16 protein-coding genes are annotated in these 17,729 nt (G+C 58.8%); 5 read left to right on the top strand and 11 right to left on the bottom strand.

Annotated elements, in window-relative coordinates; all coding sequences use genetic code 11:
* Nucleotides 1-59 precede the first annotated feature (59 nt).
* Entirely contained in the window at nt 60-671 is a 612-nt protein-coding gene (locus CQ009_RS12210; protein ID WP_064390013.1) for a dTMP kinase, read from the bottom strand.
* A 127-nt stretch (nt 672-798) separates the two neighbouring features.
* Here CQ009_RS12210 and CQ009_RS12205 point away from each other — a divergent pair, with 127 nt between their 5' ends.
* Together CQ009_RS12205 and CQ009_RS12200 are read left to right on the top strand one after the other, a co-directional pair.
* Nucleotides 799-1,932 carry an aminotransferase class V-fold PLP-dependent enzyme gene (locus CQ009_RS12205; protein ID WP_105706435.1) on the top strand — a complete coding sequence of 378 codons (1,134 nt, stop codon included), beginning with the start codon at nt 799-801 and terminating at the stop codon, nt 1,930-1,932.
* A gap of 179 nt (nt 1,933-2,111) precedes the next feature.
* Nucleotides 2,112-3,233, top strand: a complete 1,122-nt coding sequence (locus tag CQ009_RS12200) for an SMP-30/gluconolactonase/LRE family protein (protein WP_105706433.1) — start codon at nt 2,112-2,114, stop codon at nt 3,231-3,233.
* A 127-nt stretch (nt 3,234-3,360) separates the two neighbouring features.
* Here the strand turns inward: CQ009_RS12200 and CQ009_RS12195 are convergent, their stop codons facing one another.
* Nucleotides 3,361-3,870 carry a nucleoside deaminase gene (locus CQ009_RS12195; protein ID WP_008077533.1) on the bottom strand — a complete coding sequence of 170 codons (510 nt, stop codon included), beginning with the start codon at nt 3,868-3,870 and terminating at the stop codon, nt 3,361-3,363.
* A gap of 30 nt (nt 3,871-3,900) precedes the next feature.
* Nucleotides 3,901-5,232 carry a nucleobase:cation symporter-2 family protein gene (locus CQ009_RS12190; RefSeq protein ID WP_105706431.1) on the bottom strand — a complete coding sequence of 444 codons (1,332 nt, stop codon included), beginning with the start codon at nt 5,230-5,232 and terminating at the stop codon, nt 3,901-3,903.
* Nucleotides 5,233-5,445: 213 nt separating this feature from the next.
* Between CQ009_RS12190 and CQ009_RS12185 the strand changes: the two genes are divergently transcribed.
* Nucleotides 5,446-6,360, top strand: coding sequence for a LysR family transcriptional regulator (locus CQ009_RS12185; protein WP_105706429.1), 915 nt, complete (start codon nt 5,446-5,448; stop codon nt 6,358-6,360).
* A gap of 52 nt (nt 6,361-6,412) precedes the next feature.
* Here CQ009_RS12185 and CQ009_RS12180 read toward each other — a convergent pair whose 3' ends face one another.
* The 4 genes from CQ009_RS12180 to CQ009_RS12165 form a co-directional block, all read right to left on the bottom strand.
* On the bottom strand, nt 6,413-9,502 hold the full coding sequence (locus tag CQ009_RS12180) for an efflux RND transporter permease subunit (RefSeq protein WP_105706427.1): 3,090 nt from the start codon (nt 9,500-9,502) through the stop codon (nt 6,413-6,415).
* On the bottom strand, nt 9,499-10,608 hold the full coding sequence (locus CQ009_RS12175; RefSeq protein WP_105706425.1) for an efflux RND transporter periplasmic adaptor subunit: 1,110 nt from the start codon (nt 10,606-10,608) through the stop codon (nt 9,499-9,501). The genes CQ009_RS12180 and CQ009_RS12175 overlap by 4 nt, the downstream gene beginning before the upstream one ends.
* 324 nt (nt 10,609-10,932) lie before the next feature.
* Nucleotides 10,933-11,559 (bottom strand): TetR/AcrR family transcriptional regulator, encoded by a 627-nt coding sequence (locus CQ009_RS12170; protein ID WP_105706422.1) that lies wholly within the window; start codon nt 11,557-11,559, stop codon nt 10,933-10,935.
* 58 nt (nt 11,560-11,617) lie between these two features.
* Nucleotides 11,618-12,784: an MFS transporter gene (locus tag CQ009_RS12165; RefSeq protein WP_016986841.1), complete on the bottom strand. Its 1,167-nt coding sequence runs from the start codon at nt 12,782-12,784 to the stop codon at nt 11,618-11,620.
* Nucleotides 12,785-12,878: 94 nt separating this feature from the next.
* Here CQ009_RS12165 and CQ009_RS12160 point away from each other — a divergent pair, with 94 nt between their 5' ends.
* Nucleotides 12,879-13,784 carry a LysR family transcriptional regulator gene (locus tag CQ009_RS12160; protein ID WP_105706420.1) on the top strand — a complete coding sequence of 302 codons (906 nt, stop codon included), beginning with the start codon at nt 12,879-12,881 and terminating at the stop codon, nt 13,782-13,784.
* Nucleotides 13,785-14,031: 247 nt separating this feature from the next.
* On the opposite strand, the gene CQ009_RS12155 is transcribed toward CQ009_RS12160, so the two are convergent.
* Complete coding sequence (locus CQ009_RS12155) at nt 14,032-14,718, bottom strand: transposase (protein ID WP_105706418.1); 687 nt, start codon at nt 14,716-14,718, stop codon at nt 14,032-14,034.
* A 114-nt stretch (nt 14,719-14,832) separates the two neighbouring features.
* Here CQ009_RS12155 and CQ009_RS12150 point away from each other — a divergent pair, with 114 nt between their 5' ends.
* The gene (locus CQ009_RS12150) at nt 14,833-15,294 is read left to right on the top strand and encodes an NUDIX hydrolase (protein ID WP_105706415.1); all 462 of its coding nucleotides are present in this window, start codon (nt 14,833-14,835) and stop codon (nt 15,292-15,294) included.
* A gap of 460 nt (nt 15,295-15,754) precedes the next feature.
* Here CQ009_RS12150 and CQ009_RS12145 read toward each other — a convergent pair whose 3' ends face one another.
* From CQ009_RS12145 to CQ009_RS12135, 3 genes are read right to left on the bottom strand one after another with little or no spacing between them, the layout of a single operon-like run.
* Nucleotides 15,755-16,210, bottom strand: a complete 456-nt coding sequence (locus tag CQ009_RS12145) for a MaoC family dehydratase (protein WP_105706413.1) — start codon at nt 16,208-16,210, stop codon at nt 15,755-15,757.
* A gap of 16 nt (nt 16,211-16,226) precedes the next feature.
* Nucleotides 16,227-17,060, bottom strand: a complete 834-nt coding sequence (gene panB, locus CQ009_RS12140; protein ID WP_105706411.1) for a 3-methyl-2-oxobutanoate hydroxymethyltransferase — start codon at nt 17,058-17,060, stop codon at nt 16,227-16,229.
* A 14-nt stretch (nt 17,061-17,074) separates the two neighbouring features.
* On the bottom strand, nt 17,075-17,695 hold the full coding sequence (locus tag CQ009_RS12135; RefSeq protein ID WP_105706409.1) for a LysE family translocator: 621 nt from the start codon (nt 17,693-17,695) through the stop codon (nt 17,075-17,077).
* Nucleotides 17,696-17,729: the final 34 nt, after the last annotated feature.

Below are 17,729 nucleotides of genomic sequence, written 5' to 3'. Positions count from 1 at the left end.
GTTAGCTCAGATCAGAGAAACCTGAAATTCAAGTTCAACCAGCGCCTGGGCAGCGACAATCAGCCAAGCACCTTATAGATCTCTGCAACTACCTGAGTCGTCGCGGCTTCGATGGTTCCTTCGTTACGGCACAACACCCAGCCGTGATCGGCAACCGCTTTTTCGAACATCTCGCTACACACAACGTGCTCTGCGTGTTTCTGGATCACCGTGCCGCCCAGTCCCCGCGAGCGTGCCGTTGCCCGCGCCCATGAAATATCAGGTGCGGTGACAACGCCGACGTGCAGATCCGGCACGCGCACGCCTCGCTGCATGTTCAACTGCAGAATCTCGGCAAACGGCACGCTATGGCGAAATGCGGCATCTGACGGATACCAGCGGTCGATCAGGATGATGCTGTCCAACGGCTGTTTGGGCAGCACCCGCTCAGAAATCCAGCGACGGCTATCCGCAAGGCGCTGACACACCGCCCACTCCAGATCCCGCGAGGGATGTCTGGCGAGTTGGTTGACCAGCGCCATGGTTTCGCCGCGGTAGGGATCGCTTTTTCTCTCGCACAGCCGGATGACTTTATGCTGGTCTGCCCGCAGCGCGGCGGTCACGGCCTCCAGCAGTGTGGTTTTGCCGGTGCCCTTGGGCCCATCCAGAGAAATAAACAGCGGCAGCTTCATGGTTCACGCAACGATTGAGACATTGCCGAGCACTCTAACCTCATTTGCGCGAATCAATGAGCTGTTCCCTGCCCTTTGCCTACACTTGCTTGCCAAAGATGTTTACCTCTCTGCCCAAGGAGTCACCATGTCAAAGCTCTATCCGAGCATCGATCCCGAAGGATTGGTCGAGTACTCCGTGGTCTACACCGACCGCTCGCTGAACCACATGTCGCAGTCCTTTCAAGGCGTGATGAAGAATATTTCCACGACTCTGAAACAGGTCTACCACGCCGAAGCGGTGGCGGTGGTTCCGGGCAGTGGCACCTTCGGCATGGAAGCGGTGGCGCGACAGTTCGCCACTGGCCAACAGTGTCTGGTGATACGCAACGGCTGGTTCAGTTATCGCTGGAGCCAGATTCTGGATATGGGCAACATCCCGGCGGACACTAAAGTTCTCAAAGCCCGGCCGGTCGAGCCGGGGCGCCAGGCAGCCTACGCCCCGCCGCCGCTGGACGAAGTGCTGGCAGCCATCGCCGCACAGAAACCGAAAGTGGTCTTCGCGCCCCACGTTGAAACTTCATCCGGGATTATTCTGCCCGACGACTACCTGCGGGCCGTCGGCGACGCCGTGCATGCGGTGGGTGGTCTGTTTGTGCTGGACTGCATCGCCTCCGGCACAATTTGGGTGGATATGCACCAATGCGCCGTCGACCTGCTGATCAGCGCACCACAGAAAGGCTGGAGCGCCTCCCCTTGCTGCGCGCTGGTGATGTTCAGCGCTCTGGCCCTCGAGCGTATCGAACAGACGCAAAGCAGCAGCTTCGCCTGCGACCTGAAAAAGTGGCTGCAGATCATGCAGGCCTACGAACAGGGCGGACATGCCTATCACGCGACCATGCCCAGCGATTCCCTCGCGCGCTTCAACGATGTGATGAAAGAGACGCAAGCCTACGGTTTCGACAAGGTTCGCGATGAACAACAGGCGCTGGGTGATCGGGTGCGTGCGCTGTTGACCGGCAAGGGCTTCAAAAGCGTGGCCGCAGTCGGCTTTCAGGCGCCTGGCGTGGTGGTGAGCTACACCGATGATGCCGACATCAAGAGCGGCAGGAAATTTGCCCACCACGGCCTGCAGATCGCGGCCGGCGTGCCGTTGCAGTGCGACGAGCCGGCCGACTTCCAGACCTTCCGCCTCGGTCTGTTCGGGCTGGAGAAGCTGCAGAATATCGAGCGCACGGTCAGCCTGCTTGAGCAGGCACTGGATGAGGTGATGGTTGACTAAAAGCTGTCCTTGCCCGCAGGACACGAAGTTATCGCATACCAATTCTACGGTGGAGGTCATGATGCTCACTGGCTTTCCACCGCTACCTACACGTCGCGCAACGAACAACTTGTACGATGTCCTATCACAGGGTATTACTACGTCTCCCCGAAAAAAAATAAAACCACGGAGATCGCTACATGGCCTCATCCCTGTCCGCCACGCCTGCAAGCCTCGACCGAGCGCCAGGCAATACCCGCCGCAGCTTCCTGAAAAAGTCTCTCGCTGTTTCCGCCACGCTCGCCACCGTCGGCAGCACCGCACTGACGCGGATCGCCGAGGCCGCCGAACCCTTGAGTCAGCGCTACCCTGACCCGCTGATTCATATCCTCGACGACAGCTTCCTGGAGCTGCGTATTTTCAACGCCAGTGTTGAAAAACTTGCCACCGGTATGCGCTGGGCCGAAGGACCGGTCTGGGTCGGTGATGGCCGCTATTTGTTGGTCAGCGACATTCCCAACAATCGCATCATGCGCTGGGACGAAATCACCGACACCTTCAGCGTGTACCGCGAACACTCCAACTTCTCCAACGGCATGTGCCGGGATCGCCAGGGACGTCTGATCGTCTGCGAAGGCTCCACCACTACCAGCGAAGGCCGGCGCATCACGCGCACCGAAGCCAATGGCACGATCACCGTTTTGGCCGACAGCTTCGACGGCAAGCCCTTCAACTCGCCCAACGACATCGTCTGCAAAAGTGACGGATCGATCTGGTTTACGGACCCGCCGTTTCAGACCGGCAACAACTATGAAGGCCACAAGATCACCCCGAGCCAACCCCACGCCGTGTACCGCATCGACGGCGAGAGCAAGAAAGTTGCGCGGGTCATCGACGACCTCAACGGCCCCAATGGCCTGTGCTTTTCTCCCGATGAAAAAACCCTGTACGTCGTCGAAGGTCGCGCCAAGCCCAATCGCTTGATCTGGGCGATTGCCGTGAAGGACGATGGCACACTCGGCGAACGCCGCAAGCATATCGAAGGGCTGGACTATGCCGCGATCGACGGCATCAAGTGCGACGAAGCGGGCAATCTGTGGTGCGGCTGGGGCGGCAATGGCGACCCCAAGGCCGACCTGGAAAAACTCGACGGCGTGCGCGTTTTCAATGCGCAGGGCAAGGCCATCGGGCATATTTCGCTGCCTGAGCGCTGCCCGAATTTGTGCTTTGGGGGACGCGAAGGGAATCGGTTGTTCATGGCCAGCAGTCACTCGATCTATTCGCTGTTTGTGAATACTCGGGGGACTACGTTTGCGTTGTAAAAGCGAGGTTCCTTTCGCGATAGATTCGTGAGTGTCGAAACGATAGTCTGCCGCGCATCCGAGGATGCGCGGCATTCAAGCCCTTTGCTGTTTGCGCTTCGCTGGCCCTTGTGAAGCGGACAACAGTTTACGACCAGAAGCCTTTATGCGGCTCAGCCGCCTCCCCCTCCAGCATCGGCCCCAACACACTGACCTTGCGCTGCCCCTTGGCGAACACCTCGCGGCACGGCAGCGAGAACGTTGGGTTCTCCGGGTGATCGCCCGTCAACCCCAGCAGCGCATGCTCCGACAAGGCATAAACCACCCGCCCGATCCCGGTCCAATACACCGCGCCGGCGCACATGCAGCAAGGTTCGGCGCTGGTGTACAGCGTGCACAGTTCCAGCTCTTGCGGCGACAGCAGTTTTGCCGCAGCGGCGGCCGCCACCAACTCCGCGTGCTGAGTCGGATCGCCTTCCGGCGGCATCGAGTTATTCCCCGCTTCGACAATCACCTTGCCGTTGCGATCGGCCACCAATGCCGCGAACGGATGGCGACCGCGTTGCTTCGATGCCTCGGACAAGGCGATGGTCTGGCGCAGCAAGGTCAGATCAAGCTCGCTGACGCCGGCCGGGATGAGCTGAGTGAATTGATTCATGGGTAACTCCTGGGCAGTGGAAAACAAAAGTCAGTCGGCCAGTTCAGCGCCGATGGTTTCGGTCGATTTTTTATCGTTGTTGAGCAGGATGTTGAGGACGATGGCGGTGATCGCTCCGAGGAATATCCCGCTGTCGAGCACCAGTTTCAGGGTCGGGCCGACGTGTTCGAACAGCGCCGGAAAGGACATCGGCAGGACGCCGACGCTCACCGATACGGCGACGATAATGCCGTTGCGCGTGCCCTCGAATTGCACCCGCGACAGTTCCTGAATCCCCGCCACCGTGGTCATGCCGAACATGACGATCGCGCAGCCACCGAGCACCGGCGTCGGCACCGCGGCGATCAGCGCGCCGAGTTTCGGGAACAAACCCATCAACACCATGATTGCCCCGGCAGCGGCCACGACGAAGCGGCTTTTGACGTTGGAAAGCGCAATCAAACCAGTGTTCTGGGTGAAGGCGTTGTAAGGAAAACTGTTGAACAAGCCGCCGAGCATGGTCGACAAACCGTCGGCGCGAAACGCGTTGCCGAGGGTCTGTTGCGTGGTCGGTTTGCCGGTCAATTTGCCAATCGCCAGGCAGTTGCCGGTGGTCTCGGCCATGATCACCAGCATCGCCAGGGTCATGATAAGAATCGGCACCGGCGCGAATTCCGGGGCGCCGAAGGCCATCGGCGCACTCAGCTCAAACCACGCGGCTTCGCTGACCCGGTTGAAGTGAGTCATGCCGCAAGCCGCTGCGATCAGGCTGCCGACGAACAGGCCAATGAGCACGCTGAGGTTGCCGAGGAAGCCCTTGCATTTGGAGTAGATCACCAACGTCACGCTGACCGTGGCCAAACCCAGCAACAAGTTCGCCGGATTGCCGAAATCCGCCGAGTCGGGATTGCCGCCGCCCAGCCAGATCGCCGCCGCCGGCATCAGCGAGATGCCGATAATGGTGATCAGACTGCCAATCACCACCGGTGGAAAAAACCGCAGCAAACGACTAAACACCGGTGCCAGGGCAATGGTGATAAAGCCTGCCGCAATCACCGCCCCGAATATCTGACTGAGGCCGAATTCCTTGCCGATCATGATCATCGGCGCCAGGGCAATGAACGAGCAGCCCTGAATCAGCGGCAGCCGCGCGCCGAATTTCCAGAAGCCGAGGGTTTGAATCAACGTCGCAACACCCGAGGTCAACAGGTTGGCATTGATCAGCAACACCACCTGCGCCGAGGTAAGCCCCATCGCACTGCCGAGAATCAGCGGCACCGCCACTGCTCCCGCGTACATCACCAGCACATGCTGCAAGCCAAACGTGAACAACTGTCGCAGTGGCAAAACTTCGTCCACCGGATGAATGCGTTGTGTGGTCATTTCACACGCTCCTGAAGGTGCGGCATCTGTTGAGATCGCGGGCGCTCAGGGGCGTTTGAAGGGTAGATCCGCCCCGGAGATCGTTTGACGCGAGGGCATATTTGAACGTTTATTGCGATGAAACAAATTAGCAACCATCGCTTTTTTCGATGGCACGAATCTGGCATTCGTTACCTGCTTTCAACCCCCATCTTCGACCCGGGAGTCCACCGCTTGCGCTTCTCACTCGATCAACTGTTGATGTTCGTCCAAGTGGTCAAAAGCGGATCGTTCTCCGCCGCCGGGCGCAAACTGGGCAAGACCCAATCGACCATCAGCGCGGCGATTGCCAACCTCGAAACCGACCTTGGCGTCGACCTGTTCGATCGCAGCAACCGTAGCCCTGCTCTCACCGCCAGCGGCCACAAATTGTTGGTGCAGGCCGAAGCCGTACTCGAACGCTGCATGACCTTCGAAGCCCACGCCGATTGCCTTTCGGACAACGTCGAAACCAGCCTGACACTGGCGATTGAAACGCCATACGGCCCGATCATGCCGGTGCTCAAAGCCTTCGAAGCCGCGTTCCCCTTCGTCGACCTGATCATCCGCCATCCGGTGTACGGCGACGTCAGCGAACTGGTCAGCAGCGGCGAAGCGGTACTCGGCGTGGCGTTCTCGCAGCCCGGCTACCCCAAGGAACTGGCGTTCCAGCAACTGGGCAAACTGATCATGCTGCACGTCTGCCACCCCGAGCATCCATTGGCGCAACTCGATAACGTCAGCTTCGACGACCTGCACGTCCACCGGCGCCTGGCCTTCAGCGCCCACGCGAGCAAACTGCCGAGCAGCGAATACCTGCGCTCGACCCAGTTGTGGCAGGCGGAAAGTTATCTGGCGTTATTGGAAATGGTCCGCGCCGGGCTCGGTTGGGCCACCCTGCCCCGCCAGCTTGTTCAGCGTGAACTGGCCAAGGGGGAACTGGTGGAACTGCAGCTCTCGGCGTATCCGCATACCGACTGGCAGATTGGTGTGGATTTGCTCTGGGCGCGGCAACGGCCGCTGGGTAAAGCGGAGCGGTGGCTGAAGGAGAAATTGCAGGGGAATAAGGTGTATGAACTGGATCGCAACGGGCAGATCACCACGCTTTGACGTGGGAACGAAGAGGCCCGCGAAAGCGGGCCTCTATCAAGGGCTTTTTTAGCTACGCCAATCTGACTGTTTCAGTCTGAGCCTTGTTAGCAGGGCGAATCTTGAACCAGATGGAGTACATCGCAGGCAGGAACACCAGCGTCATGATGGTACCGACGAACGTGCCGCCGATCAGGGTGTAGGCCAGCGTGCCCCAGAACACCGAGTGTGTCAGGGGAATAAACGCCAGGATCGCCGCCATTGCCGTCAGCAGGACCGGTCGCGCACGTTGCACCGTGGCTTCGACCACGGCGTGGAACGGGTCCAGCCCTTCCAGCGTGTTGTGATGGATCTGCCCGATCAGAATCAGCGTATTGCGCATCAGGATCCCCGACAACGCAATCAACCCGACCAGCGCATTGATGCCAAACGGCTGATTGAAGATAAGCAGCGTCGGCACCACGCCAATCAAGCCTAATGGAGAGGTGAGGAAGACCATGATCATCGCCGCGATCGAACGCACCTGCACAATGATGATCAGCAACGTCAAGGCGATCATGATCGGCAGCAACGGCAGGATCGCCTTGCCCGCCTTGCCGGACTCCTCGATGGCACCCGCCTGCTCGATGCGGTAACCGGACGGCAGCGTGTCGATGATCGGCTGCAACTGCTTGATGATCGCACTCGATACATCCGGTGGCTGCAAGCCTTCGGCAATGTCGCCACGCACGGTGATGGTCGGCGTGCGATCACGGCGGCGCAGAATCGGATCTTCCATACGCACATCGACCTCGCCGATCTGCGACAAAGGGATGCGTTGTCCCGTCGCGCCGACCAAGGTGAAACCCTTGATTTGCGCCGGATCGAGCCTGATATTGCCCGCCGCACGCCCGACGACCTGCACAGAACGAATATCCTCGCGCACCGCGGTGATCGGCACTCCGCTCAGCAGAAACTGCAATTGCTGGGCGACCGCATTCGAGGTCAACCCCACGGCTTGCAGGCGGTCCTGATCGAGACTGAAATGCAATGTCGGGGTCAGCGGCCCCCAGTCAGTGTTCACCGTTCTCATCATCGGGCTGTCTTGCAGCACGCCCCGGACTTGCTCGGCGATGTCGCGCAACTTCGCCGGATCAGGCCCCATCACCCGGTAGGCAACCGGGAACGGCGAATAAGGACCGAAAACAATTTGTGTTGCCCTGACACGGGCCTCCGGAGCGAGCCCTTCTGCAACCGCTTCGCGCAGCCGGAACTTGAGGGTTTCGCGTGCTTCCTGACTGTCCGTAAGCACCACAATTTTCGCAAACGAGGGGTCGGGTAATTCCGGCGCCATCGCCAAAAAGAAACGCGGCGCACCCTGGCCGATATAGGCCGTGACGATTTTCGCCTCATCCTGTTTGTGCAACCAGGCCTCGACCTTGGCGGCGGCGGCGCTGGTCTGCTCGATCGAAGTCCCATAGGGCATTTGCACCTCGATCATCACCTCGGGGCGGTCGGAGGTTGGGAAGAACTGTTTCTTCACCAGCCCCATGCCTGGCACGGCGACGAAAAACAGCGTGACCACCGTGCCCGCCACCAGCCATTTGCGAGCGATCACCGCGGTCAGCAGCCGGCGGAAGCGGTTGTAATTCGGCGTGTTGTAGATCGCCGCGTGGCCACCTTCGACCTTCTTGATGTCCGGCAACAACTTCACGCCCAGATACGGGGTGAACGCCACCGCGACGACCCAGGACGCGATCAGTGCGATGCCGACAATCCAGAACATGTTGCTGGTGTACTCGCCGGCAGTGGACTGGGCAAAACCGTTCGGCAAAAACCCGATTGCCGTCACCAGCGTACCGGACAGCATCGGCGCCGCCGTATGGCTCCAGGCATACGCGGACGCTTTGATGCGGTCGTAGCCCTCCTCCATTTTCACCACCATCATTTCAATGGCGATGATCGCGTCATCGACCAACAGCCCGAGCGCGAGGATCAATGAGCCGAGGGTGATGCGATCGAAATTCTTGCCGGTGGCGGCCATCACCACGAACACGATCGCCAGGGTCAACGGCACAGCTGCGGCGACCACCACGCCTACCCGCCAGCCCATGCTGAGAAAGCACACGAGCATGACCACCAGCAGCGCGACAAAAAACTTGACCATGAACTCGCCGACCGCCGAGTCGATATTGACTGCCTGGTCGGTGACTTTGGCGAGGGTCATGCCCAATGGTATTTCTGCATTGATCCGCGCGGTTTCCGCATCCAGCGCCTTGCCCAGATCCAGACCGTTCCAGCCCTCGCGCATCACCACACCCAGCAGCAGCGCATCTTCGCCGTTATTACGCACAAAAAAGGTGGCAGGATCTTCGTAACCGCGTTCAACCGTGGCCACATCAGAGAGCTTGAGTGTGCGCCCCTGCACGGAGACCGGTGTGTCGCGAATTTTCTGCACCTTGTCGAAGGCGCCGTCGAGACGCAGAAACACCTGTGGCCCATGGGTTTCGATGGAGCCGGCGGGCGTCAGCACGTTCTGACCGTTCAGCGCGGCGAAGATGTCCTGCGGTGACAAGCCCAAGGTGGCCAGCCGGTCATGGGAAAACGAAACGTAGATGCGCTCGGCTTGCTCACCGATGATGTTGACCTTCTTCACACCCGGCACATGCAGCAGACGCTGGCGCATGGCTTCGGCATCACGCACCAGCAAGCGCTGTGGCTCGCCTTTGGCTTTCAAGGCGAACAGCGCGAAGGTCACGTCGGAAAACTCATCGTTGACCATCGGCCCGATCACACCGGACGGCAGCCTGATGGCTTCATCGTCAAGTTTCTTGCGCGCTTGATAAAACTCTTCCTGCACTTGCGCGGGTGGCGTGCTATCGAGCAACGACACCATCGTGAACGCCAGTCCCGGACGGGTGTAGGTTTCCGAGCGGTCGTACCACTTGAGTTCCTGCAGGCGCTTCTCAAGGGGTTCTGCGACCTGGTCCTGCATCTCTTGCGCCGTCGCACCCGGCCACGCGGTAATCACGGTCAACTGCTTGACCGTAAACGGTGGATCTTCCGCACGCCCCAGCTGAAAGAACGACAACGTCCCTGCAACAGCAATCAGAAAAATCAGGAACACCGTGATCGCCCGCTCGCGCACGGCGATGGCCGAAAGATTGAAGCGTCCCTGGCTCATGGACGACTCCCGGCAACGCTGGCTTCGCTCTGCTGCGGCAATCGTACTTCTTCGCCATCGCGCAGCAGATGGGCGCCCAACGCTACAACCTGCTCACCGGCAGCGAGGTCGCCGGCGATGCGGGCCGAATCATCACTCAACCCCAGCACCTGAACCGCTCTCCAGCTCACGGTTGCCGGTGTCCCGGCGATCACCCATACACCGGGTCCTTTGCCCGGGTCGTAAACAGAGGCGATGGGGACTTGTAACGCCTGTGTCTGAGTGGCGCCGTCGGCAATGCTGAGGGTCACGGTCGCACCGATTGGTGCGTTGGCCAGCGGTCCCTCGAGCACATAGCGCGCTTCGAATGTGCGCGTCGTGCGGTCTGCGGAGTCCGAAAGCAGCCGCAGTTTTGCCGTCACCGCCGCTGAATTGACCCCGTAGAGGTTCGCTTGTGCGGTGGAGCCGGCTGCCGGACGCAGGGTTTCGGGCAAATGCACGATGGCTTCACGCTGACCTGCGCGCGCCAGGCGCACCACCGGTTGTCCCGGGCTGACCACTTGTCCTGGCTCGGCGAGCGTTTCCACCACCACGCCGTCCGCATCAGCGACCAGCAACGCATAACCTGAAGCATTACTCGCTACGTCCGCTTGCGCTTGCGCGGCGTTGAGCTGCGCCTTTGCCGTCTCCGCGGCGGCTCTGTACTGGTCGTAGGCTGATGCCGAAATGGCGCCAACGCCGACCAGTTTGCGATAGCGAGCCTCGTCGTCGGCTGTCTGCTTGGCGCGGGCGCGAGCCGCTATGACCTCCGCCTGCTGCGCCCGCGCTTGCAGTCCGAGATCAATCGGGTCGAGACGCATCAGCGGCTGCCCCCGCTTGACGGCCTGCCCTGTATCCACCAAACGTTCGAGCACCTTGCCCGAAACGCGAAACCCCAGGTCGCCCTGAACACGCGCCGCGACCACGCCGGTGAAAGAGCGAGCGACATCGGCTGATGCTTGAACGGCAGCGGATCTGACCAGTGGCGCCTGTGTGCGGGGATCTGCAACGCTGGAAGATTCGCCACAGGCGCTCAGGGCGAGAGGCAACAAGCATGCGGCAATGGGGAAAGGTCGGAGCCGGCGCATAGATTCCCTTACTGAGGAATAGGATGATCATCATATTCTCAGTCTTGTGACCAATATCGTCAATAGTCACTATTTTGGAAATGACTGCATCCTGACCATCAGCAATAAAGGACTACCAATCGACCGACAGGAACGACTCGTAAGTATTATGGTTACTGGCAGTCTGAGCTGCAAGAAGCCATATTATCCATATGACCAATTCAATATATGGTCACTTGGAGCTAAATGGATATCTCTCCCGCCACTCATGTGCAGGGAACAGGAAACTTGATATGAGGATGTCGCCTTGACTTGAGTCGCCTGAAAATTTTGCTCAGGGAAGGGTCAAGGCATGAGGCTGCGCAGGATGAGATTGGTGGTCAGCGTGGGCGCTTGCTCGATCAAATCCAGATTGTGTTGCAACAGCAGCGGATTGACGAAAGGTCGCAGCGCCAGATTGATCGCCTCGACGGTCTCGTCCAGCGGGGTCTTGCGCTCGAACTCCCCCGCTTCTCGACCTTGACGCACGATGTCGACGATAAAGCCCTTGATCTGCGCTTCATACACCTGAGCACTGTTCCAGCGCTCCGAGGCGGAAAACGCCGCGATGTCGTAGAGCTTGCGATCATTGAAGAACAGGTCCACGCCCGTGGCGATCACGGTTTTCACCAACCTGCGCAAACGCTCTGTGGCTGAAAGCGCTTGCGCGTTAATCGCCTGTTCGACGGCGGCAACGATCTGGCCCAGACAGTTGGTGCAAATGGCCTCGCCAATCGCCTGCTTGGAATCAAAGAATTTATAGATGTAAGCCTTGGAAAAACCGATGGCCTTGGCCAGGTCAGAAACCGTAGTTTTACCGTAGCCGTATTGGCTGAAGTGCTCGTTGGCCGCAGCGACAATCTGGTTACGAATGTCGTGTTCGGCGGGGCCGCGAGTGCTCGGCGAGGAGGCAGATAGGGATGGCTGATTCATGGGGGCAGCTTACTCATCCTCTCGAATACTGACAACTCGCCAAGCATTGTTGAACGTGTTACACGACTGCAGCTTCAACCGTTCTGGAACGCCACGCAAACCCCAACACCATCAGCAACCCCAGGCCCGCCATTGCCGCGCCGGCCAGGGAGATCGCCGGATAACCCAGCCCACTGCTGATCACCGCACCGCCCAGCGCTGCGCCAATCGCATTGCCGAAGTTGAAGGCGCCGATGTTCACCGCCGAGGCCAGATTGGGCGCGTCCTTGGCCGCTTCCATCACACGCATCTGCAGCGGCGGCACCAGGGCAAAGCTGGCAATACCCCAGATCAGAATGGCCACGGCGGCCGGCAGCGGCCAACGCATCAGTACGGTGAACGCCAACAACACGACAATCAGCACGCTCAGCGAGACGATCAGGGTGCGATCGATCGAACGGTCAGCGGCCTTGCCGCCCCACATGTTGCCCAGCGTCAACCCGACACCGTAAAGCATCAGCATGGCGGTGATGAAGGCGGTGGACGCATGGGTCTCGCTGCTGAGGATCGGCGCGATGTAGGTGAAGACGGTGAACATCGCGCTCGAGCCGACCACGGTCAGGGCCAGCGCGGCCAGCACCGGGCCTCGCCCCAAGACGCGGATTTCCGCCATGACACCGACACTCTGCGGCGCCCGCACGTTGGGCAAGGCGAACCACAATGCGGCCATGGTCAGCACGCCCAGGCCGGTAATGCCCCAGAACGCCGTGCGCCAACCGAACAGTTCGCCAAACCAGGCGGCCAGCGGTACACCGCCGATGGTCGCCAGAGTCAGGCCCATGAACATCGCCGCCACTGCCCCGGCGCGTTTTTCCGGGGCGACCAGGGTAGCGGCGACGACGGAGCCAACGCCAAAAAAAGCACCGTGGTTCAGTGAGGTCACGACCCTGGCGACCATCAGGCTGTAGTAATCGGTGGCCAACGCTGACATCAGATTACCCAGGGTGAAAATCGCCATGAGCCCGATCAGCAGATAGCGCCGGGGAATCCTGCCGGTGGTCAGGGTCATCAGCGGTGCGCCGAGCAATACGCCTAGCGCATAAGCACTGACCAGCAAACCGGCTGCGGGAATGGAAACGCCCAGATCCGCAGCGATACCCGGCAACATGCCCATGGGGGCGAATTCTGTAACGCCGATGCCGAAGGCACCGATGGCGAGTGCAACAAGTGGTGGATTGATACGCATGAAAAGCTCCTCATCTATGCTGCCAATGCTACGATCCCGCCCTTTCAGGCGGTAGATAGCGTTTTTGGCAATCACCTTTGCGTAGGAGGCACAAGTGGATTTCAACGGCAGGTCAGGTGAAATGAGCGTGTTCACCACCGTCGCACAGGAAGGCAGCTTGTCGGCCGCCGCGCGTGCACTGGGTCTGACACCCTCGGCAGTCAGTCGGATCATCGCGCGCACCGAGCAACGGCTTGGCACCCGCCTGCTGTTGCGCACTACCCGAGCGATTACCTTCACGGCCGAGGGCGAAGCGTTCCTGCGCGGCGCCCGGCGGATCCTCGCCGACATGGACGAGGTCGAAGAAGCCATCGCCGATCAGGGCGTGCCCAAGGGGCGATTGCGGGTCAGTGCCGCCCTTGGTCATGGACGCCTGGCCATCGTTCCATTGGTCGCAGCCTTCAGCGCGCGTTACCCGAACATCGTCGTCGACCTCACCCTCGGCGACGAAGTGGTCGACATTCTCGGCGGGCAGGCCGACGTCGCGGTGCGCTTCGGTCATCTGCCCGACAGCCCGCTGACCGCACGCAGGATCGGCACCACCGGCCAGGTCGTGGTGGCATCGCCGGAGTATCTGCAGCGCCACGGCGTCCCGCAGGAACCGGAAGACTTGCTACAGCACAACTGCCTGCGCTTCAATTTCAAGCGTGCCGAACCCAACTGGCCATTTATCGGCGATGGCAAAGCGTTTTCCCTGAAGGTCAGCGGCAACATCGAATGCAGCAGTGGTGAAGCGTTGGCACAATTCGCCCGAGTCGGTGCCGGCATTGCCCGTATCGGAGAGTTCAGCGTGAGCGAGGATCTGCAGCGCGGCGAGCTGATTGCGCTGCTGGAGGCCTGGAACCCCGGAGACCAGGAACCGATTCATGCGGTGTTCGTTGGTGGCGCGGCGATGCCGGCGCGGGTGCGATTGTTTGTGGACTTCTTGCTGGAGCATCACCGGATGTCAGCCGGGGCGTAAGCTGATATTTGCGGATACTCGTGAAGTTGATGGCTGTCGTTAAAGACAGATTTCGGCCAATAGCGGATCGTCGTGAATGTCCGCTTTCGGCCCAGAGTGTGTAAAACCGCGCAGGTGTGCTGTCGGTGCGTAGTGCCCACGGTAGTTAGCCGAGTAGTTGCTCGCCGTAAGCCCTGCGTGTCGTCACTATGGTCTTGGAGGTTTCAGCGAGGCTTCTAGCGCCAGGTAGTCAACCAAGCCAACGCTTTCAGGCCGACAACGCCTTCATCAAGCCGCTGGTGCCGAGGATTTTTATAACCCGTTTCATGTTGTAGGCGAGTACGTTCAAGCTCATTTCAGCACCCACGCCCTCAAGCTTTCGAGTCAAGAAACGCGTAGCGCCCATCCATTGCTTCAGCGTCCCGAAGGGATGCTCGACCGTACGTTTGCGGATGCGCATCATGTCCGGCGCTTTGCTTAGCCGAAGCTGCATCTTCTCTAATACTGCCTCATGCTCCCAGCGTCGGATTCGCCGTTCCGTACTAGGTGTGCACTGCAATTTCAACGCACAGCCTTGGCATTTCGAACTCCAATAACGATGCAGCTTCATGCCTTTCTCGACGCTGGAGAAGCGCCATATCAGCGTTTCCCCAGCTGGGCATACATACTGATTTTTCGCGGCGTCATAGATAAAAGCGTCGTTGTTAAAACGCCCATCAGCCTTGTCTGCTGATTTGCTGCCATCGATGGCGACCAGAAGCAGGACCTCAGGATGGTAAGCAGGCCGGCCGGTATCAGCAGGAACAGCACCTTCAAAACCCAAATTGACCAAGTCCAGTTCGTCGACGAAGACGTCGACTGTGCGCACGGGGTTGGTATCGCTGACGCAGTCGTCGAGGCTCTCGGGAAGCAATGTGCTTTGGCCGCGCTGTTCACCTTGGATGAAGCGCTTCATGGGCAGCCCTGCTGAAGTATCATTACCCCATCATAATGCTACGAGCTAGGTGGGCGCCCCCCGCCAATCAGGACTGCACTCCACATCTCAACTGTTAGGGAAGATATACGTTAAATGCGTGAGCGAAAGGCAGCACGATTACTAGTTATAAGCCCCTCTCGAGATGTCCTGCTTTTCAAATTTCTTCACAAAGACGGTGCCTTAGCCGGGAGAAATTACTGGGCCACCCCTGGCGGTGGCCTTGAGGATGGAGAAACATTTCACGCCGCGGCAATACGTGAACTGCGTGAGGAGACCGGTATTCAAGTCAACACAGTTGTAGGGCCTGTGGCAGATCGCAGGTTTTCAATGCTCCTGCCCAGCGGCGAGACGGTATTGGCAGTTGAGCAGTATTTCGTTGTGCACGCAGAAAACCTTGTCCTTTCCAGCTCCGAATGGACCTTACACGAGACTCAGGTCATGGCAGATCATCACTGGTGGTCCGCTCCCGAGCTGAAATCTACTGGAGAAACGGTATGGCCAGAGGCATTAGTTGAGATGCTCGTGGATGCAGGTGTCTTCGAACCGGATGCGTAACCGTCACCGCGAGTCCATATGCGTTTTTACACACTCTGGGCCGATAGCTGCCACTCACGAACGACCGTTTTCGGCCAAAAGCGGTCATGTGCGATTCATAAAAGTGCCCATTAAAGAGCGAATCATTTAGCAGGTCTTTGATTGATTGCACCGATCAGACGGCCCCACTATTCCCGTTATGCTATACGTCAGCACGGCCAGATTTTTGTGTCGTTTGGGGAGAAAAACCTGGCGTCCGCCAGGTGAGATGAAGCATTACGGTTGCACAAAGTGCGAAGGGCAATCCCACCGAAAGCGACACTTTGTAGGCCAGCAATAGTCCCGCTGCGCAACCAACGAAAGCGGCTAAAACGAGAAAGCCGGCGTCTGCCTTTTCCGTTCCCGGTCGAATAATTAATTTTAGTAAGCCATGCATCTGTAAATTCTCTACAAAAGGTGTTTTTGCATCGCCCTGATAAGCCTAGATCTCATCAACCGTCATTGATGCGAGTAGTTTTCTCTCGGCGTCATTGGGAATTAGCCCTGTCGTCTCCGCGAGCAAGACAGACAGGCCGCTACTGTTGGTCACAATTACCTCGGCTTGAGCCCGATTGCCCTCATCGATCCCCATAATTTTCCACACACAGGAAAGCTCATCCCCCACATAAACGGGGCGCTTGAAGCGCAAATTCATGGAAGTAGCCAGCCACCCCAACTGCCCTCCGATCTCTGTGATCAATGTCGCGGTAAGCAAACCGTGAGCGATGACACCATCAAAGCCTTTGGCCTCTGCATACATGGCATTGGAATGCACTGGGTTGTGATCGCGCGATAGCGCTTCAAACTGGGCGATGTCTGCGTCCGAAAAAGTGCGTTTGATTTCAAAAGTGTCACCTTCCTCGAGGCCTTCTATCGCCTTCTGGCGCAGTGTGCTCATTGCCATCTCCGATGCTCTAAAAAGTATGTTCTGGCCCAGGGAATGAGCCCGATTCGACATCTTTAGCGAAGGCTTGAGCAGCGTCACTCATCACCTTTCTCATATCCGCATACTGCTTGACGAATCGCGGCAACTGACCATCCCTTAGTCCCGCCATGTCCTGCCAGACAAGCACCTGTGCATCGCAGCCATTACCAGCACCAATTCCTACGGTAGGGATGGAGACTGTCTCGGTGATCCTCGTTGCTACATCGCCTGGCACCATCTCTATCAGCAGGCCAAACGCCCCAGCACGCTCGAAGGCAACGCTCAAGTCAATCAACCGCTGCGCGTCTTCGCCTTTGCCCTGGATGCGGTATCCGCCCAGCTGATGTTCTGCCTGTGGGGTAAAACCGATATGGGCCATAACCGGTATGCCAGCGGCTATCAACATCTCAACCTGCGCAAGCATCTCGATCCCTCCTTCGAGCTTTACGGCATGAGCGCCGCCTTCCTTCATGAAGCGCACTGCGGTATGGAAGCATTGCTCAGGCGATCCCTGATAAGAGCCAAAGGGCAAATCGGCAATGACCAACGCCCGTTCGGTAGCACTCGAAACCGCTCTGACAAGAGGAAGCATCTCGTCAACTGTTATTGCCAACGTCGAGTTATGTCCAAACACGTTGTTGGCAGCGGAATCGCCTACGAGCAGCACTGGAATTCCTGCCGCCTCAAACACTGACGCTGCGTACATGTCATAAGCAGTCAACATGGCCCATTTCTGACCCAGTACCTTCATATCCCGTAAATGTGGAATTCGTACCCTACCGCGACGCGGGCTGTTATAGGGGGCAATATTTTGATCAGACATTTCGCTTCCTCAATTCAAATGGCCAGCCGCTCGGCAGCTAGAACCACAGCGATTACGATCATGGCGGCTCCCGATATCCGACTCACATTGATTGCCGCTGCTGGTCGTGAAGCAAGCACCGCACCAGCGCCATAGCCGACCGCGAGATAGACGACACCGCAACTGACACCATGAATCAGGCCTAGGGTGACAATCTGAGCCCCTACTGGCCATGCGGCTGACGCATCAGTGAACTGAGGTAGCAGCGCCAGGAACAACAATAGGACTTTCGGGTTGAGACCGCTGACGCATAGTCCCTTTATCGCCCAGGCCATCCCGGCACCTTCATCGCGGGATGCCCCTTGAGCAGGCAGCGAAGGCTTGAACAACATGTTAAGGCCGAGCCATAAGAGATAGGCGGCCCCCATCAGCGTTAACGTCAGCAATGCATAGGGAATTTTGACCAGCACCCCGCCCACACCTGCGGCGACGATCAGCGTGGCCACAAGATGGCCGGAAACCATGCCGGCTACGGCGGGTAAGACGCGGCCTCGCAAACCTGCCGAAATCGCGTAGGCCCAGTCGACCCCGGGCGTGATAACAAACAAAAATGATACGGCCCAAAACGCCATAATCAGAGAAACAGTCACGATCAAATCCTTCCTCTTCCATCAATTCAAAGCGCCGCTT

This window comes from Pseudomonas sp. MYb2 (assembly GCF_002979955.1).
GTDB lineage: Bacteria > Pseudomonadota > Gammaproteobacteria > Pseudomonadales > Pseudomonadaceae > Aquipseudomonas.
This window is presented reverse-complemented; position numbering and strand designations above follow the sequence as displayed.